Consider the following 21,780-nt stretch of genomic DNA (forward strand, 5'->3'; position numbering starts at 1 on the left):
ATTTATTGTTTTATTGGTTTATTGTTTTAGTTTTTCATTAATTTGTTCCACTCATCTTCAAAGTTGCTATATGGTTTAGAACTTTCTGAAGCTGAATCAACAACTACATCTTTTTCTTTTTTCCATTCACGGTATCCGTAGTACAAAACTACCAATGCAGCGATACCAATTAATGCTGGTGAATGAGAAAGTGCAATGGATAAACCGATTAAACCAACAATGCCCCAAGCTAGCTTTCCAAAAAATGATTTAGCTCGCACAAATGATTTATAGCTCCAGTACACAACTCCTGCTCCGATTGCGAATCCTACAATACCAGCAAGACTACCAAGAGCAATTAAAGCCAAAATACCGGCCGCGATAAACGCTAGAAATTGTTTCATCTTGTGCTTGCCTCCCTTCGATTTGATACTCTTATCTTAACTATTTTTTCATTTTTCCATAACGAGCTTAAGAACCGTTTTCAACTCAGACTTAAGACCGAGATACATTCAGCCTTCTGTAAAAAACATAAGGTAGAATAGGATGATTCACTCTTTTACCACACAAAAAAAACCGTGCAGAGAATATTCTCTGCACGGTTTCAATTACTAAAGTTATCATTCATATCAAATTATGCTGTTTTATGATACTCTTTTTTCTCCGCCACTTTCGAAAACTTCGGAAATCCAATCAAAATCGAAACAATTCCACATACCCCAACTAAAATTGGATAAAATGCATACGGTAACAGTTCAATCGGAGATAAAGCAGCAAACCCTGCCGCAGTTAACATTTGAGCACCATACGGAATTAATCCTTGCACACAACATGAGAAAAGGTCTAATACACTTGCTGATTTACGGGGATCAATTTCATATTGATCTGCAATGTTTTTCGCAAGCGGGCCTGTAAAGATAATTGAAATCGTATTATTCGCTGTACACATATTCGTCATACTCACTAAACCAGCAATACCGAACTCTGCGCCTTTTTTCGAACGAATATTACGCGTTAAAAGATTCATTAAATATTGAATCCCACCATTATATTGAATTAGTTCAACCATACCACCGATTAAAATAGCAAGTAATACTAACTCCATCATACCGCCCATTCCAGTCGTTACACTTTTAAAGAAACTCTCCAACGTGTAACTTCCATCTATAAGACCGATAGCGCCAGATAATACAGTTCCACCAGTTAACACAATAAGTACATTCCAGCCAAGTAGCGCGGTAATAAGTACTCCTGCATACGGTAAAATCTTTATCCAATCAAAACTATGAGCTTTAACCTGCGTATCACTTCCTGAAGTAATTATTACTAATAGTACAATTGTAATAATAGCAGCTGGCAATACAATTAAAAAGTTCGTTTTAAACTTATCTTTCATTTCTGTTCCTTGCGAACGAACAGCTGCGATTGTTGTATCTGAAATAAATGATAAATTATCACCAAACATCGCTCCACCAACAACAGTAGCCATCGTAAGTGCAATTGAGATATCAGTTTGTCCACTAATACCTACAGCAATCGGTGCTAACGCTGCAATTGTTCCCATTGAAGTTCCCATCGCTAATGAAATAAACGCACCTATAACAAAAATTCCAGCTACGATAAATCCTGGTGGCAAAATAGTTAACGCTAAATTAACAGTTGAGTCTACTCCGCCCATTCCTTTTGCTGTTTCAGAAAATGCACCTGCAAGTACAAAAATTAATACCATAATCATAATATCCGGATTTCCTGCACCTTTAGCGAATCTTTCTACTTTCACATTAAAACTTTCTTTACGATTCATCACCAAAGCAATTCCTACAGCAATTGAAATCGCTACAAGTATCGGCAATTTATAGAAATCACCCGTAATAATTCCAGAACCAATAAATAGCGCTAAAAATATCCCAAGTGGTAATAAAGCTAAACCATTTCCTCTCGTTTCTTTCAAAGTACCATCTCTCCCTAGTTTCAACCTTTTTTTTAATGAATAACAAAAGACCTCTTCCAACGAGAAGAGGTCTTATACATCTATAAGGAACGCTCTTCTCATCTTTCAAGCACATGCTTGCTGGATTTGGCACAGCACTCTAAAATCGAGTCCGCTGCCGAGGCATCGTAGGGCCAGTCCCTCCGCCTCTCTTTATAAGAAGGTTTCATATTTATTTTTTAATAATAATTTCTTCCCTAACTTTACTCGCTTACAAAACAAAAGTCAATTATTTTTTGTATAGATTTTTTTGGTAATTATACAAAAATATGAATACACCAATCATTTTAACTTTTCGATTTCTTTATCTAATATTGAAATCCAATAAAATTCACTATTGTTTATCGCTTCCATGATCCATTTCGTTGTTTGCCAGGCTAATTCATATTCTTCCTTTGTAACATCACCATTTTTATAAGCGTCCTCTAACTCATCTTCATCCAATACATACATCTTACCATTCGGCAATAGCACTACATCTAAATATAAATCATCAAAATACGGTAAACCCCGGTCGTCTATTTCGTATTCTTTCGTCACATCAATATAATATTGTACTAAATTCCCCTTATTATCTAACATAGCTGTAATCGCAAAGTTTTTCCCTTTTATGAAATACTGAATCCACGTATACTCATTACCTGCGACACAAATTTCTTTACCATCATATTCTTTATAACTAGGTTCTCTCACCTTTTTTATGTCCAGTATTCCTAGCATGCCCTCTTCTACTTGCTTAACCATATAATCCTTCTCTATTAGTCGCTTCCACGAAGAACCGTCACCATATTTACGTTTCATTACGCCCGCTCCTCTTCTATATATAGAAAAGCTCCCACATATATTATGTGAGAGCTTGTTCATATTATAATTAAGCTGCTTGACCCTTTTCAGATATCTCTTTTAAATAGGCTTGTCCTTTTTCAGCGTCATATTGACCTTCCCACTTAGACATAACTACAGCTGCTAAAGAGTTACCTACAACGTTAACTGCTGTACGAGCCATATCTAGAATACGGTCAATACCTGCAATAAAGGCTAAACCTTCTGCTGGAATACCTACTGTACCAAGCGTTGCTAATAATACAACGAATGATACGCCCGGTACACCTGCGATACCTTTTGATGTAACCATTAATACAAGTAATAATGTAATTTGTTGAGAAATAGATAAATCAATACCGTACATTTGTGCTAAGAAAATAGCCGCAATTGCTTGATATAAAGTTGATCCATCTAAGTTAAATGAATAACCTGTCGGAATAACGAAAGATGTAATTGCTTTCGGACAACCGAACTTTTCCATTTTCTCCATGATTTTCGGTAAAACTGTTTCTGAACTTGCTGTAGAATACGCTAAGATCAGCTCGTCTTTTAAAATCTTAAAGAATTGGAAAATGTTAATTCCAAATATTTTCGCTGTAAGTCCTAAGACAACTACAACGAAGAAGATCATTGCTCCGTATACTACAATTAGTAATTTCCCTAACGGAATTAATGAAGCTAAACCGAATGTAGAAACTGTAACACCAATTAATGCGAATACACCAAATGGTGCAAACTTCATAACTTGGTTCGTTACGTAAAACATTGCGTCTGCTACACCTTGGAAAAATTGTAGAACTGGTTTACCACGTTCACCAATTGCTGCTACACCTAAACCAAATAATACAGAGAAGAAAATAATAGCAAGCATATCACCATCAGCTAATGATTTCATAATGTTCGTCGGAACAATATTTACAAACGTATCCGCAAACGAATGACTTTGTACTTGCTCTGTCGTATGTGTATATTTAGAAATATCTGTTTTTGTTAACTTATCCATATCAACGCCTTTTCCAGGTTGGAAAATGTTCGCTATTAATAGACCAACAACAATTGCAAGTGTTGTAATAATTTCAAAGTAAATAATTGTTTTTCCGCCTAGTCGACCTAACTTCTTAACATCGCCAACACCAGCAACCCCAACAACAATACTTGCTACAACAATCGGTACAACGATCATTTTAATTAATCGGATGAAAACATCACCAATTGGTTGTAAGTACTTCGCAACTGCTGGATTATCAAAGAAAATCGCACCAACTGCAATACCTAACGCAAGACCTATTAATATTTGCCATGCAAGTCCTATTCTTTTCATATTTGTTGTAACCCCCTCTTCGATGTATCACTCTATCCCTCATTCTATCTCTATAAAACTAAGAAATTAAGAGTATTATATATTATTCGACAATTCACTACATTTTGTCCCTGTTAAAAATCATAAATCAAAAAATTAAATCTGACAACAAAATAACTTTTCCCGAACGCAAATAATTTTCTTGACAAAAATAAAACCCATGTCAGAAAACCTAACATGAGAACGATTCCTTACTAGTGTTTAATTGACTCCCTACATAATTTTTCGCTATATACAACAATTCTGTTTATTCCTTTATTTTATAAAAATACCTAAATATACCTTTATTTCATATGTGAAAAAATATAACTTTCATGACAATTACTGTTGAAAAATGATAAATTCCGACAAAACTTAGCAATTTTATAAAATTTTCTTTACATTATGATTACAACGATAGACACACTTCTTCTTATGATATATAACATTCATAGGGAAAGGAGCCAGACAACCATGAAAAAGAAATTTGCAGCGTTTAGTGTTTTAGCAGCAGGAACGATTTTTGCTTCCCCATTACTTTCACCCGTATACGCTGAAACAAATCAAGATAAATTATCGAATATACAATCAGAATTAGACGGCAAACAAAATGACTTACAAAATAAATCAGCTGAGAAAGAACAAATAGAAAAAGAAATCCAAGATTTACAGAAAAAAATCGACGAATTAACTACTTCTATTAATAAAAACGAGGCTGAATTAAACGATACAAAAAAAGAAATTAGCAAAACACAACAAGTAATTGCTGACAAAAAGAAACATATAGAACAATTACAAACAAACATAGATACACGTCAGGAAGTTATTAAACAACGATTACAATCTATGCAAGAAAAACCACGTACAAACATCATTACAGAGGTATTAACAAACTCTGCAAACATTGCTGACCTTATTGATAATATGTACTCCGTCAGTTTAATTTTAAACAATGATACAGATATTGTGAAAAAACAAACAACCGATCAAAATGCTGTGGCGACAGAAAAAGAGGCTGTTGAGAAAAAAGAACAACAACTAAAAGAGGCCGAACAAAGATTAATCCAAAAACAACAAGAGCTACAAACAAACCAGCAACAGCAACAATCATTTATTAATGATCTACATACGAAAGTAGCAAAAGTAGATTCAGAGATTGAAGGACTAGAAGAATCAAAAGGCATTTTAGAAAATCAGCGTCAAGCTGTTCAAAAAGCAATTGAAGAAGAAAAACGTGCAGAAGAGGCTCGTAAAGCCGAGGAAGCCCGCAAGGCAGAAGAAGCTAAACAAGCTACTACATCTGCTCAAAAAGCTCAAGCAGCTTCACCGCCACACGATACAAATACTGGCGGCTTTATTAAACCAGCAGCTGGATCAAAAACTTCTGGGTTTGGTACACGTTCTTTAGATAACCATAAAGGTATCGATATTGCCGCTTCGGGAACGGTTCCAATTATTGCTGCTGCAGATGGTGTAGTTATCCGCTCGGAATTCTCATCTAGTTACGGAAATGTTGTGTACTTATCTCACCGTATAAACGGAAAGACATACACGACAGTATATGCACATATGAGTAGCCGTTCTGTATCAAATGGACAAACTGTAAAACAAGGCACTCAACTTGGATTCATGGGGAATACTGGCCAATCATACGGGCAACATTTACACTTCGAACTTCACCTTGGAGAATGGAATGTCGGCAAGACAAACGCAGTTGATCCATCTTCATATATCGGATTATAAAAAACTCGGTGCATACCGAGTTTTTTTCTTTACACTTCACACACTATAGGCATTCTACATAGACTATAACTAAATGCCTATCGTTTACGGGGTGATCAAAGATGGATACACAATTACAACAAAAAATAGAAGAAGCTAGAGAAACGTATATTGGCCGGTTATTTACATTTGGCGGCTCAGCATTGTTTTTAATCGGTTCTTTCATCGCAGTCGTTACAGCCTACAAAGCATATAATCGTCTATTACATTCATCAATGTCAGCATAAAAAAAAGACGGGGGACCCCCGTCTTTTTTATGCGAACATTTTAAATACACCTATCGCATTTAAAAATACAATAATTACAGTTACTGGAATAACATAACGAAGCAAGAAGAACCAAATGTTAAATAACGTCTTCCCTTTCGTTTCCGTAACTTCTAATTCTTTCATTAATAACTCTTTACTCATTTTATTTGGTACAAATAGCGAAATAGCTAGTACCCCTAGCGGCAGCAATACATTACTTACCGAGAAGTCGACGAAATCAAAGAATGTTTTCCCAAATATTTTCACATCACTCATAATTCCAAACGATAATGCTGACGGAATTCCAACTGCAAAAATAAGAATACCAATTAATAATGATGCTGAAGGACGCTTCTTTTCATTACCTTTCGCAACAGATGCTACTACAATTTCAAGCATTGAAATAGCTGATGTTAAAGTCGCAAAGAAGAATAAAATTAAAAACATAATAAAGAAAAATTGTCCAAATGGTATTTTTGCAAATACGGCTGGAAGGACGATAAACAGTAATCCCGGTCCTTCCGTCGGTTTAACTCCTAATGCGAAAATCGCTGGGAAAATCGCTAATCCCGCAAGTACTGTAACGAAAACAGTTAAACTTACAATAGATGTTGCTGATTTCGCTAAATGTTCTTCTTTCTTTAAATACGAACTATACGTTACCATTACCGAGGCACCTACTGTTAGTGAGAAGAAAGATTGTCCCATCGCATATAAAATCGTATCTGCTGTAAGCTTTGAAAAGTCAGGTTTTAAGAAGAACTCTACTCCAGCAAAAGCACCCTCAAGTGTCAACGCACGAATAATAATCGCGATAAATAAAATAAATAATAATGGCATCATATACTTACTTGCCTTTTCTATACCTTTCTCTACACCTTTACTTACGACAAAAATAGTACAAAGCATAAAGATAAATTGCGCTCCAATCGCACTTACTGGATTTGAAATCGCCTCACCAAACACACTCGCATAATCGACAACACCATTCCAAAAACTACCTGTAACACTGTAGTATAAATACAGTAAAATCCATCCACCTACAACACTATAGAAAGAGAGTACACTAAAACATGTTACAACTCCCATACGACCAATCCAAGGATATACTTTACTATTTGGCACTAATACTTTATACGCTGTAACTGCCTCTTTTTGTGTACTACGACCAATAACAAATTCTGCTAGTAATAGCGGCATCCCAATAAATAAAGTTAATAGTAAGAAGACTAGGAAGAATGCGCCTCCCCCGCCATTACCTGCAACATATGGAAATTTCCATATCGCACCAAGACCTACTGCCGCTCCGGCTGCTGCGAGTACAAAGCCTATTTTCGACGTCCATTGCTGTGTTTCTTTCATCATAAATTCCCCTTTTCTGAATATTTAAACTTTTAACAATTATACACTTTCATTTCATACTCGCACACCTCCTTTAGAAAATAAAAAAGTCCCCTACACGCAAATATGCATGTAGAGGACGATATATGTAATGTAAATACCGTGGTACCACCTCAATTGGACTGATAAATCCCACTTGTTCAAGTACAGGAATAATTCCGATACTCTATCCTTTTAACGGCGGAACCCGGGTTGCCTACTACAATGTTCAACATACCTCTCGCAAGCCCATTCTGTATATTTTATCGTACCGGGCTCACACCTTACCCCAGCTCTCTGAACGCATCAAATATACGTACTCTTCTTGCTCATCGATTTCATCTATTGAAGTTACTTGTGATTATAAATTATATTTTTATACTTGTAAAGCGCTATTTACTTTTTATCTCTTTAGAACTCTCTCCTCTAATTCTTGTAAAAACTGTTCTCTTTTCCCCTCATTTTGCACATATGCTGATTTCAATACTTCTTGTAGTAATATATGCCGTTCTTTCTTTTCTAACTGTAAGTCTTTTAACTTCACCCTTACTTCATATAAAAAATCTAAATATATTTCGTATGTTTCATCGTATTTATTCGCGATATCATCTCGAATTTTTTTTGCGAGTTTTGGACTTGCTCCTCCGGTAGAAACCGCTATATTAAGTAACCCACGATGAATCGCTGCCGGAAAGTGAACATTGCCACTTTCCGGGTTCGTAATAACATTTACCAATTGATTCTTTGCAGCATCTTCAGCAACTTGTTCATTTAATATAGAATCACTACTCGCCGCAACAACTAAAAAAGCATCTTTAATATCACTTTTTTCATACTCTCTTTGATACCAACGAATTTTCTTCTCCTCCACAAGTTTCACTAAATTTACATCTAATTCTGGACTTACTACTACTATATCCGCACCTTGTTTGAGTAAAGGAATTATTTTAAATCCGGCAACTTTTCCTCCACCAATGACAACAACCCGTTTCTTATTAACTTGCACTGTAAGTGGATACATATGGATCTCCCTTCAATAACTCCTTCGTTTTCTGAATTAACATATCTTGAACCACTTCATTTTTTCCTAAATACGGACTTATTTTTATCTCATCCAACTCATATTGACGCACTTCTTTCTCAATCTGTTTCATAAGTAAGCCTGTAAATAACAAATAAGGTAATACAATAATACACCCTTCTTTTCGCTCTACAACTTCCTTTAATTTCTCCTCAAATTTCGGCTCCGCAGCTGCTAAAAAACAAACTTCTACTTTAGCAATTTTTTCTTCCGCTTGAAATAAAGTAGCGATCTGATTTATATCTTGTAAAGTTTCAGGATCGCTACTACCCCTTGCAACAAGTAAAAGTGTTACTTCATCTTTATATTCTTCAATGCCACTTCCGTTATATACCGACTTTATAAGTGTCTCTGATACACCAAACGGATTACCATACGTCACTTTAATTGTAGGGTATTGATTATTTAACTTTTGTAATTCAAAAGGAATATCATTCTTCACATGGCCTGCTGCTAATAAGAAAACAGGAATAGCAATAATCTCTGTCGCACCACGCTTCGCACATGTACGAAATCCTTCTTCAATAGAAGGATTCGCCAGCTCTAAAAAACAAACCTCTTGAATAGCCGCTTCTATACGGCTCATACATGTCGTAATAAATTGAATTGCCTCTTCTTTCGCTGCCCTCAAACGACTTCCATGACATATATATAAGATGGCTTTCATTTTATAACACTCCGCTTACTTGATAAGTCTGTTCCGTTTGTTTTTCAAACCAATGAATTTTCTCTCTAAAACGGACAACTTCTCCAATTACAATCATACTCGGATTTTGAATTTGTTCTTTTCTCGCAACATCTACAATTGTCCCTAACGTCCCGACAACTGTACGCTGCATAGACGTCGTTCCCCGTTCAATAATAGCAGCAGGTGTACCTTTATCTTTTCCATGCTTCATAAGTTGTTCGCATATGTAGGGCAAATTACTAACTCCCATATATACTGCCAAAGTCTCTACACCTTTCGCTAAATTTTCCCACTTCACTTCCTCTTCAGCACCTTCTTTTCTATGCCCTGTCACAACCGCAAAACTCGCACTTGCATCACGATGCGTCACCGGAATACCAGCATAAGCAGGTGCAGCTATTCCAGCTGAAATACCAGGAACGATTTCAAATGGTACACCCTGCTTTGCTAACGCTTCAGCTTCTTCCCCCCCTCTACCAAATACAAATGGATCACCGCCCTTTAACCTCGTTACAACTTTTCCTTTTTTCGCATATTTAATAAGAAATGTGTTAATTGTCTCTTGCTTCATCGTGTGATAATTCGGGAGTTTCCCGCAATAAATTAAATCCGCTTCAGGCTTTGCATATGAAAGCAATTCTTTATTCACGAGACGGTCATATAAAATAACATCTGCCTTCTCAATACATTTCAATCCTTTAATAGTAATTAAATCCGGATCGCCAGGACCCGCTCCAACTATATACACCTTCCCCATCATCTCTCCTCATTTCTACTATTAAAATGAAACTTCCATCCTTATGCATGAATGGAAGTTAGTATACTTTCGTATTTCAATGTTATTTACTCATGAACAACAAATGCCGCACCTTTTCGAATCTTCTTTTTTTCAAATAAGGAGATTTCCTTTACTTCTGGCAACGGTAAAAAATGCTTTTCAAGCTCAATCTCCGCAAGCTTAAATGCCTGCTCTTCACTTTGAGCAACAACAACAATCGGAACGATATTATTCGCTAACACAGCTTCAAATCGATATAAATCCATATTGCCCCTCCTAAGACGCTATTACTTCTTCTAACACGTTATTTAAAGCTATTTGCAATGTATCTACACCGATACGTCCGACAAAATCATAAAATGTTTCGGCAGGTAACTTATTCTCTTTAAAATAACTTATAAATGATGCGAGTACATCCGGTAAATCCTCGCCATCTATTTTCCCTTTTAACTTTTGATTATAGGCACCGCCATCTAACAACGTTCCACCTACATATATTTCAAATGCTTCAACAATCCCTTTTTCCTTCGTTTTCATTTTTATCCCTTGTAATCCGATGTCAGCAATTTGACGTTGACCACATGAATTTGGGCATCCTACCATATGAATTCGAACTGGAACATCAAGTGCAATTTCTGTATCTAAGTATTCTGCAATTTTCCGTAATCTTTCTTTCGTTTCTACTAGAGCGAGATTGCAATATTCAATACCAGTACATGAAACCGCATGACCAATAAATGATTTCGGACTTGCAGATATCGCTTCAAACAACGGTTCACTTAATAAACCCGTTACATTTTCTGGTGGAACATTCGGAATGATGAAGTTTTGTGAGTTACACGTACGAATTTGCCCATTTCCATACTGCTTTGCAATTCTTGCAATCTCAAACATTTCTTTTGCATGTAAACGACCTACCGGCACATTAAAACCGACATATTTTAATCCATCTTGTTTTTGATCTTGAACACCATAAAAATAGCCTGCATTCCATCCTTTAAGTGCACTTTCTCCTTTACTTTGCAATGGTCCTGTATACTCTATTAGTTTCTCTTTAAATTTCTCTGCTCCCCAGTCTGCAACAAGAAATTTCAAACGAGCTAAATGACGTTTCTCGCGATATCCAAAATCACGGAATATAGTAGCAATCCCAATTGCTACCGCCTTCACTTCTTCTGGTAAAACGAACACATCTAATTCATCAGCTAAATATGGACGGGCTGATAATCCACCGCCTACTTTTATATGAAAACCAACTTTTTTCTCACCATCTATTTCTTTCGTAGCAGGTGTAAATGCAACACAGTTAATCTCTGCGTTTGCTGAGTTATAAACGTTAGAACTAATAGACATTTTAAATTTACGTGGTAAGTTAGAAAACTCTTCATTATGTTGGAAATAGTCATATACCTCCTTCACAATATGCGTTGTATCAAACAGTTCATTCGCATCAATTCCTGCAAGTGGATTACCTGTAATATTACGTGTTATATCACCACATGCCCCTGCTGAAGATAACCCAACTCTTGCTAATCTTTTAAAAATATCTGGCATTTGCTGAATTTCTAACCAGTGAAACTGAATCGCCTGTCTTGTCGTAATATCTATTACATCACGTCCATAATCCTCAGCGATAGAAGCAAGCACTTCCGCCTGCGCGTTTGTAATAATCCCTGAAGGAATATTTACACGCATCATAAAATAGCCAGCTTCTTTCGGTCTTTGCAAATACAATCCTGCCCATTTAAATGCGTCCCACTCTTCTTTCGGAATAGATTCGAATCCATTTTCCGCATAGTAAGGAATATCATTAAAAATTTCCAAACCATCTTTTGCTAATTTATTTTTCTCAGTCTGATTTAATTTTTCATTATTAGCCCATACTTTTTCATAACTCATTTTTAAATCCCCCTATATAAAGTGAAACTTTAATCAACCCTCACCAATCGGGCATTTACAGCCTGCTCCAGCCGAATTTTGAGGTGGGCGTTTTACTTCCCAGCAAACAACGGGACAAAACTACGCTCTTGTAAGTACTTCACGATTTGTTCTGCACATTCTTCAATAGAATACTTGTGCGTTTCTACAATTAATTCCGCTTGATTTGGTTCCTCATACGGTGAATCAATACCTGTAAAATCTTTAATATCACCTTGTCTCGCTTTTTTGTATAACCCTTTTGGATCACGTTTTTCACACTCTTCAATTGGACATTTTACAAACACTTCTATAAACTCATCTGCCGCTAATAGATCCCTAACTTGTTTTCGATCTACTCGAAATGGTGAAATGAACGCTGTAAGAACAACAGTACCTTGATCTACAAATAGCTTCGCCACTTCGCCAATACGCCTTATATTCTCCATACGATCACTTTCAGAAAAACCTAAGTCTTTATTTAAACCATGGCGAATATTATCCCCATCTAACACATAATTTCCAATATTCTTTTCAAATAGTTTACGAGCAACCGCATTCGCTACTGTAGATTTACCCGAAGCTGATAAACCAGTAAACCAAATTACAAAACTATGATGCCCATTCTTCACTCTTCTCTCATTTTTTGAAACAGAAGCTGTGTGCCAAGTAATATTCGTATCCATCTCGTTCTCTCCCTATTCTGTTACTACTTCTTTTTTCAAACCTTTAATTAACACTTCCACTACTTCTTTACGACTAAATGTACTTGGCGGAATCTCACCATTTCTTAACATTTCTCTTACTTTTGTACCTGATAAAATGACACGGTCCTCTTTTCCATGCGGACACGTTTTCGTTGAAGCCATCGCTTCACATCTCGTACAGTAGAAGCTATGTTCAAAAAATAGCGGCGTAATCCCTAACTCTTCCACTGTAAAGTTCGTAAAGATTTCCTGCGCTTCGTATGTTCCGTAATAGTCTCCTACCCCAGCATGATCACGTCCTACAATAAAGTGGGTACACCCAAAATTCTTTCTTACCAATGCATGAAATATCGCTTCCCTTGGTCCTGCGTAGCGCATCGCTGCAGGAAATACACCTAAAAAGACACGATTTTTCGGATAATAGTTTTGAAGCAATACTTCGTAGCTTTCCATCCTTACATCAGCAGGAATATCATCTGACTTTGTTTCCCCAACGAGCGGATTTAAAAAGAGACCATCTACAATTTCAAGAGCAGATTTTTGAATATACTCATGGGCACGATGTACCGGATTTCTCGTTTGAAATCCAACTACTGTTTTCCAACCACGTTTTTTAAATTCTTCTCTCGTTTCAATTGGGTCTAAATGATAAGAAGGAAATTGCTTATTTTCCAAGCGTTTTATAAGCGTAATAGCTCCTCCAACATAAACATCTGGTCGTTCATATAATTTTTTCACGCCTGGATGAGCCTCATCCGTCGTTTTATATACAAGTAAAGCTTCTTTTTCTTTATCAGGTGCAAAAATATCTTCTATTTGAATGACACCATATATATTTCTGTCGTTAACAAGTTTTACTTCCTCTCCAGCTTTCAGTCCCTCTGCTACTTCTTCTGTTACCGGCAATGTAATCGGTATACTCCATACGCTTCCATCTGCTAAACGAAGCGTTTCTACGACTGAATCATAGTCTTTTTCCCCTAAAAAACCAGTAAGCGGACTATATCCCCCTGTCGCTAGCAGTTCTAAATCACTTAATGCAATGTTGTCTAATTCAATTTCTTTTTCAATTTGTGATACGTCGTATGTCTCATCTACACGGTTTATTAATTCGTTTCTTGTAGTCATTTTCTATATCCCCTCTTAGCTTTATTTCAAGATACATCTTATTGGTAATGAAGACCGCATTCGGTTTTCATTTTCCCGGTCCACCTACCATCTCTTGAATCACCACCGGCACCTACAGGTAACGTACACTTCTCACACCCGATACTTGGATATCCAATATCATGTAATGGGTTGTATGGCAAGTTATGTTTGTATACATATCGCCATACTTCTTTCCACGTCCAATGAATAAGCGGACAAACTTTAATAGATTGAAAACGATGATCTTGATTTATAAACTTTGTATGCTTACGCGTTTCTGATTGTTCCCTTCTTAAGCCCGATATCCACGCTTTTTCCGCTGTAAGTGATTTTTCTAACGGCAAAATCTTCCTAATCTTACAACAGAGATTTGGATTGCTTTCCCATAGTTTCTCACCGTGCAACTTCGCTTGTTCATCGAGTGTAAGTTCCGGCTGTTTTTCTATAATATTTAATGAAGGAAATCGTTCTCTTACTTTTTGAATTAATTCATACGTTTCTTGAAAATGAACATTTGTATCCAAAAATACAACTTTAGCAGATGGATTTACTTGGTTTATAAGATGCAGTAAAACCATGCCTTCCACTCCGAAGCTACACGCGTATACAATTTCATCTTTATATTCTTTATAAGCCCAACTTAATACGGATAGCGCGCCTTTCGTTTCATCTTCCTCTGAAAATGAAACACGATTTTCTTCCCACGTTTCATACGTCAACATGTTTTTTCCCCCTGTAAAAGCAAAAAGACGGTTTTAATCTATTAAAATAGATTAAAACCGCCTCTAGTTTTTCTAGTCAGCGCTTTTCACTTTAAACGTACTTTTTCACTTTTCTCTAATTGAATTACTTTTCCATCTTGCACCACAATTGTAATTGAACCATATTTCATATCAGCAAGCATCGCTTGAATTTTCTCAGATACTTCATCAAAATGTTCCCGTACGCTCACGCGAACAGCCCCCCTTTTTATTCATAAAAAAAATCTTTCCCATTTCGAAAAGACTGTTCGGTAATATATTTTACCTTATCTTTCAAAATGGATTCCATTTTGCTGGATTTAGCACCTTGCTTTCTATAAGCAGGTTGCCGAGCTTCTTCGGGCCAGTTCCCTCCGCTTCTCTTGATAAGCTTTGTATTTGTATTTTATCACAATTCTGATTTTTTTCAATCCTAGTTTTCCGATATATTTTAATTATTTTATTTTATCCCGCTATTTGCGGGCAATACCCCCCACTGATTATAGTTTCACTTTATAAAAAAGGAATTGCCCATTCGAACAACTCCTTTTCCTTATTTAAACAAGCTCTTTAATACGTATGCGATCGTTCCCAATGATATTTTCGTACGTTTCACGTTCCACAACAATTTGCGATGTGCCACCTTTCGCAAAGACGACGGCTGGTCTCCGAATTCGATTATAATTATTCGCCATCGAGTACCCATATGCTCCCGTACAAGAAATTGCTAGTAAATCAGAAGAAGCAACTTTCGGTAGATTAATATCCCAAATTAGCATATCTCCACTCTCACAGCATTTCCCAGCAATTGAAACGAGTTCCTCATTCTCATCCTTTCCTCGATTCGCTAACATCGCTTCGTAACGAGCGCTATATAAAGCCGGTCTTAAGTTATCTGTCATTCCACCATCGACGGATACATATTTCCGAATGCCAGGAATTTCTTTCACAGATCCAACTGTATAAATTGTCGTTCCCGCATCACCTACAATACTACGACCTGGTTCAACCCATATTTCTGGCAATGGATATTCACATACTGTAAATTGTTCTCTCACTGCACTTGTTACAGCTCGCACATATGTCTCAAGAGTTAATGGTGTATCTGACTCTGTATAGCGTATTCCAAATCCTCCGCCTACATTTAATACTTTTACTACATAGTTCGTTTGCTCTCTCACCTCTTCTAAAAATTTACGAAGAACTTCAATCGCTCGAACAAAACCAGCCGTTTCAAATATTTGTGATCCGATATGTGAATGAATCCCTAACACATTATAATTTGATTTTTGTAAAGCAAGCCCAATTGCCTGCATCGCTTGACCATTTGAAACGCCAAATCCAAATTTTGAATCCTCTTGGCCTGTCGTAATATATTCATGTGTGTGCGCCTCTACTCCAGGCGTTACACGAATTAATATGTTTACAAATTTCCCATGTTGCATTGCTAAATCGTGTAAAACTTCTAATTCCAAGAAATTATCTACTACAAAACAACCGATATTCGCCTGAAGAGCCATCACTATCTCTTCTTCTGTTTTATTGTTTCCATGAAAATGAATACGTGATGCTGGAAATCCTGCTTGGAGCGCAGTATATAATTCCCCACCCGAAACAACATCTAATGACATGTTCTCTTCACGAGCTACTCGGCACATCTCCATGCACAAGAACGCCTTGCTTGCATATGCTACTTGATAAGAGAAACCACTTTCTTTAAAAGCACGATGAAACGCACGACATTTCCCTCGAATAGACTCTTCATCGTATACATAAAGTGGTGTTCCGTATTGTTTTGCTAGCTGCGTCGTATCGCACCCTCCAATTTCTAAGTGTCCTTGCCCATTGATTCGGCTTGTGCCGTGTAAATACATTTGAATTCCTCCCTTATTTCCTCTAAAACTCATAACCCCAATCTTCTATTCATTGCAGCACGCTTTTAGATAGACAAAAAACGCGCGGAACAATGTTCACACGCGTTTCTTATTAGGAAAAATATATATTGAAAAAATAAACAAGTTGTTATCTTCTCAAAATAAGAAACCGCATCAACATCTCCAAATAGCTCTCCATAAAATAAATCTTATGACAGTACTACATTTATTCAATGCAGTCCCAATATATGAATAAGGTGGTTATTCTTATATTTCGGCAATAGTCCCTTTCAACCCATGGTCACAGATTCCACTAAATCTCCCATAGCTTACTCTTTCCTATCGCGGCCTCTACCTTTGAGAGTAGATGAGGTAAGTCTATTTAATTTTCAAACATCTAATTGTTGCTATTAACAATACCAAAGGACCATTTTATTTGTCAAACAATTTTTTATATTGTTTTTTTACAGTTTAATTTCGTATCATTTGGTAAGCGCTTTACTATTATCTTCGTTACTTCCCATTCGCCTTCTTCATTATTAAACGTAATAGTTACTTTTTCAAATGGTGGAACAATTTTCCCACCAATCTGTTCGTACTTCGTCACTTCAATAACCGTTTGAAATAAATATGTACCACTATACACTTTTTTTAAACTAATAATTTTAGGACATTGATAAGGTTTCAAACTCCCATATTGTTTTTCAATTGCTTTATTTATTTTCGGAAATAAAACAGAATAAAGTGCATCTTCCATAAGAGGTGCATCATACTGAGCTACTGATACACTCGGTGAAGCAAAGAGTATAAAAATACTGCACATTATAAGATAAAATAATTTTCGCATTATAACCTCCGCACCATTACGCGATACTTTCTATGTTTAATGAATTACAATAATCGCGCATAGAAATTCTATTTTATTTTCTCCTACTTCTCTTTTTCTACTCAATTGTTGCAAAAAAAGCCCACAACCCTCTTTAATTTTCGTATAATGATACTCATAGTATAATAATCATAATAACAAAAGACTGTTCGTATATATAAAGTGAGGCGCTAATCAAACCGGCTCGCAAGAACTGTCATGCTTTCTAGGAGAGGAGTATATTATGCTACAACATCTGTTTCCAAAATTACGATTTGCACTCGTTGCAGTCGTTTTATTATGGATTAAAACATATATTGTGTACAAGCTAGCGTTTGATATTAAAATTGATAACTTCTTTGAAGAATTTATGCTGTTTATTAATCCACTAGCTGCGTTACTTTTATTTTTCGGTTTAGCTTTATTTGCATCTAAGCATCGAAATCGAATTATAATTGGAATTAGTTTTATACTGTCATTTATTTTATTTGGAAATGCAATGTTTTATGGGTTTTATAACGATTTCGTTACCTTCCCGGTTTTATTCCAAACAAATAATATGGCTGATTTAGGGACGAGCATAAAAGAGCTCTTTACGTACAAAACATTACTTTTATTTGCAGATGCAATTATTTTAATGTTTATTTCACGTAAATCCCCATCATTTGGTGATAAAACACCACTTTCACGATCTGAGAAGAGAACTTTCTTTAGCGGTGTAACTGCGTTATTAGCACTACAAATTGTTGTTTCAGTTATTTATAAGCCACAAATGTTCTCACGCTCATTTGACCGTCAAACTGTCGTGAAAAATTTAGGGTTATACACATATCATCTATTTGATATTACGCTTCAATCTAAGTCTTCGGCTGAACGTGTATTCGCAAGTGGCGACGGATTCTCTGAAATTAAAAACTATACAGACGCAAAAGATAAGCAAGTTGATAAAAACTTATTTGGAGCTGCAAAAGGTAAAAATGTCATTTTAATTTCAATGGAATCTACACAAAGTTTTGTTATTAATAAAAAAATAAATGGAAAAGAAATTACTCCATTCTTAAATGAATTTATTAAAGATAGTTTTTATTTCGATAACTTCTATCATCAAACGGGACAAGGTAAAACTTCTGATGCTGAATTTATCGTTGAAAATTCACTTTATCCGTTAGACCGTGGTTCTGTATTCTTTACTCATGCAACAAATGAGTATACTGCCACACCAGAACAATTAAAGAAATACGGATATTCTTCTGCTGTCTTCCATTCAAACGATAAAACGTTTTGGAATCGTGACGTAATGTATCCTGCGCTTGGTTATGACCGTTACTTTAATTTAAATGATTACGTAGGTACGGAACAAATGTCTGTTGGTTGGGGATTAAAAGATAAAGAGTTCTTTGAACAATCTATTCCAAAGTTAAAATCTTTACCGCAACCGTTCTATACAAAATTTATCACTTTAACAAACCATTTTCCATTTCTTCTAAATCCAGAAGATCAATATGTTGATGAGTTTAATTCGGACAGTGGTGTTTTAAACCGTTACTTCCCAACTGTTCGTTACACGGATGAAGCTCTTAAATTATTTATTAAACAGTTAAAAGATGAAGGACTGTATGATAATTCAGTTATTGTCATTTATGGTGATCATTACGGTATTTCTGAAAACCATAACGCAGCTATGGCCCAGTTCCTTGGGAAAGACGCTATTACACCGTTTGATTCTATGCAATTACAACGCGTCCCTCTCATTATTCATGTGCCAGGTCAAGAAGGAAAAACGATTTCTAAAGTATCCGGTCAACTTGATATTAAACCAACGCTCCTTCATTTACTTGGGATTAAAACAAATCAATCCGTTGAATTTGGAACGGACTTATTTATTAAAGAAAAAGATCCACTTATGGTAATGCGTGATGGTAGTTTTGTTTCGGAAGATTATGTTTATACAAAAAACATGTGCTATAAACGAAATACAGGTGAAGAAGCTGCTATATCACTATGTCAGCCGTATATTGAAAAAGCAAAAACAGAATTAAAATTATCCGATAAACTCATTTATGGAGATTTATTACGTTTCGATCCTAACAATCGATATAAAACCGGAACGATGACAACAAAATTTGAATAGTGCAAGAAGCAACTTTATAAAAGTTGCTTCTTTTTCTACTTATTTTCCAAATCATTCTCCCATGAAATCTTTCACAAATTGGTAATTTCTTTCGTATGAGGAAGAAATTTATGGTATGATAAAATAAGTAAACTTTCATACACTAATTAAGAATTTATTACAGAAAGCAAGGGATCAGATTTTGTATAGAGCAGCTATTCCAAACTTATTTACGCTCGGAAATTTATATAGCGGATTTTTATCAATCGGCTATGCATCTTTAGGATATTATAAATCAGCTGCTATTTTAGTACTTATCGGGATGATGTTAGATAGTCTTGATGGTCGTGTTGCTCGTTTATTACGCGTTGATTCACAAATGGGAAAAGAGCTTGATTCACTCGCAGATGTCGTAACATTTGGTGCAGCACCAGCTGTTTTAATGTATTACACATCTTTCTCAAACTACGGAATCATCGGATTATACATAGCGGGATTATTCCCTCTTTTCGGAGCATATCGTTTAGCACGATTTAATGTAACACCATCTTCTACTTCAATGAAATATTTCACTGGAGTACCGATTACAGCAGCGGGAGGGCTTGTTGCTTTCTTAACATTATTTTCACATACCATTCCCAAAATCGTTCTTATTACAGTCTTTGTAACGTTCGCATTTTTAATGGTGAGTCGTATTCGTATCCCAAGTTTAAAAGATGTACCAATTCCAAGATATAGCATCATTATTACATTATTTTTAGTTGGAATCATTATCACAATGTATCAAACAGGGATCGGTAATTTTTCTGTTTTCTTATTCATTGCTATTCCACTATATATTTTGTATATGCTATCTCAATTTATTAGACAAAGACCGTCTAAAAAAGCGAATAAAGAAAAATAATAAAAACAAAAACCTTCCGTATTCGGAAGGTTTCTTTTTATCCCACTATTTGCGGACAACCTGATTAATCGGGAGGCCTTACAAATGAAAGTCTCACTTTATTTTGTAACTAATACTTTTGGATTTACAGGTGTTACAGGTTCTTCACCGTTTAATACAGCTAAAATATTTCTTACTGCCATTTCAGCCATCGCATCACGAGTTTCGAATGTTGCATTCCCTACGTGAGGAGCAAGTACCACATTCTTTAATCCTTTTAGTTCTTCCGTAATTTTCGGTTCAAATTCAAATACGTCAAGAGCTGCTCCTTCAATTTCTTTCGTTTTTAATGCATAAGCAAGTGCTAATTCATTCATAATTGGTCCACGCGAAGCATTTATAATATATGCTGTCTTCTTCATCATTTTAAACTGTTCTTCATTGATCATATGATGTAATTTTGGATTATAGGCACAGTTAATTGTAATAAAATCTGCCGTTTGTAACAGCTCTTCTAATGTTACATATGTCGCTTCTAGTTCAGATTCAGCTTCAAACTTACGATTTGGTCCTGTATATAAAACGTTCATTCCAAATGCTTTCGCACGCTTTGCAACTGCCTTCCCGATTTCTCCAAGACCGATAACTCCAATTGTCTTACCGTGTACTTCGCGGCCCAAGAAAAATAATGGCGCCCATCCGTTAAATCCAGTTGTACGACATAACGTATCTCCTTCAGGAATTCTACGTGCTGCTGCTAAAAGAAGTGCAAATGTTAATTCTGCTGTCGCTTCAGTTGATACTTTCGGTGTATTCGTTACCGCAATCCCTTTTTCTCCTGCATGCAAGTAATCAATATTATCGTAGCCAGCACCATAGTTTGCAACAATCTTTAAATTAGGTGCCGCATCTATAACTTCTTTCGTCACCTTTGTAGAAAGTAAGCTTAACAATGCATCTTTATCTTTTACACGCTCTGTTAATTCATCTAAAGAAATTAACTCTTCTTTATCATACATTTCTACATCATGATCTTTTAATAGTTCTAATCCGATTTCTGGAATTTTCCCTGCTACTAATATTTTTGCCACTACTAACACCTCTTCTATAGAAAATAAGATATCTCTTATATTTCATTGTAAGAAATCCACTTATAAAAACCAAGGAATTTGATTATAGTTTTGAAAATCGACACTTTTCCATGAAAAAAGAGGAGATGCAACTCCCCCCTCTTCTTACGCTTTTTCCTGCGATTCTTTTCCGAGCTTCACATCAATTGTTCCTTCTGCAACTGTATCGCTAATTTGCTCCTCAATAACTGATTGAGATGTAGCATTCGTTTCAGAAGTATAAGCTTGTTGCTGTGCACCTTGTACATTTTGTTTATTTTGTTGTTTCGCCATTTCTTACCCTCCTTTTTTTCTTTCTTATTTTGAACAAAAAGG

The 21,780-nt window shown here is 35.8% G+C and carries 22 protein-coding genes, 3 riboswitches and 1 other annotated feature; of the genes, 4 read left to right on the forward strand and 18 right to left on the reverse strand.

Annotation, left to right across the window (positions count from 1 at the left end):
- Positions 1–26: 26 nt before the first annotated feature.
- The 4 genes from JDS95_RS07640 to gltP form a co-directional block, all read right to left on the reverse strand.
- Positions 27–383: a lmo0954 family membrane protein gene (locus tag JDS95_RS07640; RefSeq protein WP_000808637.1), complete on the reverse strand. Its 357-nt coding sequence runs from the start codon at positions 381–383 to the stop codon at positions 27–29.
- A gap of 230 nt (positions 384–613) precedes the next feature.
- The gene (locus tag JDS95_RS07645) at positions 614–1,930 is read right to left on the reverse strand and encodes a Na+/H+ antiporter NhaC family protein (RefSeq protein WP_000665472.1); all 1,317 of its coding nucleotides are present in this window, start codon (positions 1,928–1,930) and stop codon (positions 614–616) included.
- A 95-nt stretch (positions 1,931–2,025) separates the two neighbouring features.
- A riboswitch (SAM riboswitch) is annotated at positions 2,026–2,131 on the reverse strand.
- Between the two features lie 120 nt (positions 2,132–2,251).
- Positions 2,252–2,770 carry a ribonuclease FAU-1 family protein gene (locus tag JDS95_RS07650; RefSeq protein ID WP_000824638.1) on the reverse strand — a complete coding sequence of 173 codons (519 nt, stop codon included), beginning with the start codon at positions 2,768–2,770 and terminating at the stop codon, positions 2,252–2,254.
- Positions 2,771–2,840: 70 nt separating this feature from the next.
- Positions 2,841–4,115 carry a glutamate/aspartate:proton symporter GltP gene (gene gltP / locus JDS95_RS07655; RefSeq protein WP_000821124.1) on the reverse strand — a complete coding sequence of 425 codons (1,275 nt, stop codon included), beginning with the start codon at positions 4,113–4,115 and terminating at the stop codon, positions 2,841–2,843.
- A gap of 492 nt (positions 4,116–4,607) precedes the next feature.
- Between gltP and JDS95_RS07660 the strand changes: the two genes are divergently transcribed.
- Both JDS95_RS07660 and JDS95_RS07665 read left to right on the forward strand, forming a co-directional pair.
- Positions 4,608–5,876 carry a murein hydrolase activator EnvC family protein gene (locus JDS95_RS07660; protein ID WP_000726073.1) on the forward strand — a complete coding sequence of 423 codons (1,269 nt, stop codon included), beginning with the start codon at positions 4,608–4,610 and terminating at the stop codon, positions 5,874–5,876.
- A gap of 101 nt (positions 5,877–5,977) precedes the next feature.
- Positions 5,978–6,142: a hypothetical protein gene (locus tag JDS95_RS07665; protein ID WP_000380940.1), complete on the forward strand. Its 165-nt coding sequence runs from the start codon at positions 5,978–5,980 to the stop codon at positions 6,140–6,142.
- A gap of 27 nt (positions 6,143–6,169) precedes the next feature.
- Here JDS95_RS07665 and JDS95_RS07670 read toward each other — a convergent pair whose 3' ends face one another.
- The 12 genes from JDS95_RS07670 to JDS95_RS07725 form a co-directional block, all read right to left on the reverse strand.
- Positions 6,170–7,525, reverse strand: a complete 1,356-nt coding sequence (locus tag JDS95_RS07670; RefSeq protein ID WP_000665455.1) for a sodium-dependent transporter — start codon at positions 7,523–7,525, stop codon at positions 6,170–6,172.
- Between the two features lie 111 nt (positions 7,526–7,636).
- Positions 7,637–7,885, reverse strand: a binding site (T-box leader).
- Between the two features lie 61 nt (positions 7,886–7,946).
- Positions 7,947–8,564 carry an NAD(P)-binding protein gene (locus tag JDS95_RS07675; protein ID WP_000283323.1) on the reverse strand — a complete coding sequence of 206 codons (618 nt, stop codon included), beginning with the start codon at positions 8,562–8,564 and terminating at the stop codon, positions 7,947–7,949.
- Entirely contained in the window at positions 8,539–9,291 is a 753-nt protein-coding gene (locus tag JDS95_RS07680) for a sirohydrochlorin chelatase (protein ID WP_199690358.1), read from the reverse strand. Before JDS95_RS07680 ends, JDS95_RS07675 begins: the two co-directional genes overlap by 26 nt.
- Position 9,292: 1 nt before the next feature.
- Positions 9,293–10,069 carry a uroporphyrinogen-III C-methyltransferase gene (gene cobA / locus JDS95_RS07685; RefSeq protein WP_085449987.1) on the reverse strand — a complete coding sequence of 259 codons (777 nt, stop codon included), beginning with the start codon at positions 10,067–10,069 and terminating at the stop codon, positions 9,293–9,295.
- An 86-nt stretch (positions 10,070–10,155) separates the two neighbouring features.
- Positions 10,156–10,356 (reverse strand): DUF3906 family protein, encoded by a 201-nt coding sequence (locus tag JDS95_RS07690; protein ID WP_000366906.1) that lies wholly within the window; start codon positions 10,354–10,356, stop codon positions 10,156–10,158.
- Positions 10,357–10,366: 10 nt separating this feature from the next.
- Positions 10,367–11,989, reverse strand: a complete 1,623-nt coding sequence (locus tag JDS95_RS07695) for a nitrite/sulfite reductase (protein ID WP_016090952.1) — start codon at positions 11,987–11,989, stop codon at positions 10,367–10,369.
- Positions 11,990–12,081: 92 nt separating this feature from the next.
- Complete coding sequence (gene cysC / locus JDS95_RS07700) at positions 12,082–12,693, reverse strand: adenylyl-sulfate kinase (RefSeq protein WP_000380523.1); 612 nt, start codon at positions 12,691–12,693, stop codon at positions 12,082–12,084.
- Between the two features lie 12 nt (positions 12,694–12,705).
- Complete coding sequence (gene sat / locus JDS95_RS07705; RefSeq protein WP_087949113.1) at positions 12,706–13,842, reverse strand: sulfate adenylyltransferase; 1,137 nt, start codon at positions 13,840–13,842, stop codon at positions 12,706–12,708.
- A gap of 38 nt (positions 13,843–13,880) precedes the next feature.
- Positions 13,881–14,585 (reverse strand): phosphoadenylyl-sulfate reductase, encoded by a 705-nt coding sequence (locus tag JDS95_RS07710; protein WP_000959006.1) that lies wholly within the window; start codon positions 14,583–14,585, stop codon positions 13,881–13,883.
- An 86-nt stretch (positions 14,586–14,671) separates the two neighbouring features.
- Positions 14,672–14,815, reverse strand: a complete 144-nt coding sequence (locus tag JDS95_RS07715) for a YezD family protein (protein ID WP_000116159.1) — start codon at positions 14,813–14,815, stop codon at positions 14,672–14,674.
- Between the two features lie 72 nt (positions 14,816–14,887).
- A riboswitch (SAM riboswitch) is annotated at positions 14,888–14,996 on the reverse strand.
- A 164-nt stretch (positions 14,997–15,160) separates the two neighbouring features.
- Positions 15,161–16,477, reverse strand: a complete 1,317-nt coding sequence (gene lysA, locus JDS95_RS07720; RefSeq protein WP_199690360.1) for a diaminopimelate decarboxylase — start codon at positions 16,475–16,477, stop codon at positions 15,161–15,163.
- A 180-nt stretch (positions 16,478–16,657) separates the two neighbouring features.
- Positions 16,658–16,839: riboswitch (Lysine riboswitch) on the reverse strand.
- An 89-nt stretch (positions 16,840–16,928) separates the two neighbouring features.
- A complete protein-coding gene (locus JDS95_RS07725) occupies positions 16,929–17,324 on the reverse strand; it encodes a DUF3888 domain-containing protein (protein ID WP_001228518.1) in 396 nt (131 codons plus the stop codon).
- 262 nt (positions 17,325–17,586) lie between these two features.
- Between JDS95_RS07725 and JDS95_RS07730 the strand changes: the two genes are divergently transcribed.
- Positions 17,587–19,473, forward strand: a complete 1,887-nt coding sequence (locus JDS95_RS07730) for an LTA synthase family protein (RefSeq protein WP_000939074.1) — start codon at positions 17,587–17,589, stop codon at positions 19,471–19,473.
- A gap of 181 nt (positions 19,474–19,654) precedes the next feature.
- Positions 19,655–20,356: a CDP-diacylglycerol--serine O-phosphatidyltransferase gene (pssA, locus tag JDS95_RS07735; RefSeq protein WP_000285424.1), complete on the forward strand. Its 702-nt coding sequence runs from the start codon at positions 19,655–19,657 to the stop codon at positions 20,354–20,356.
- A gap of 98 nt (positions 20,357–20,454) precedes the next feature.
- Here the strand turns inward: pssA and JDS95_RS07740 are convergent, their stop codons facing one another.
- Positions 20,455–21,426, reverse strand: a complete 972-nt coding sequence (locus JDS95_RS07740) for a 2-hydroxyacid dehydrogenase family protein (protein WP_001062842.1) — start codon at positions 21,424–21,426, stop codon at positions 20,455–20,457.
- Between the two features lie 144 nt (positions 21,427–21,570).
- Positions 21,571–21,738, reverse strand: a complete 168-nt coding sequence (locus JDS95_RS07745; protein ID WP_001118881.1) for a YozQ family protein — start codon at positions 21,736–21,738, stop codon at positions 21,571–21,573.
- Between the last annotated feature and the right edge of the window lie 42 nt (positions 21,739–21,780).

The sequence above is a fragment of the Bacillus cereus group sp. N24 genome (assembly GCF_016483345.1).
Classification (GTDB): domain Bacteria; phylum Bacillota; class Bacilli; order Bacillales; family Bacillaceae_G; genus Bacillus_A; species Bacillus_A toyonensis.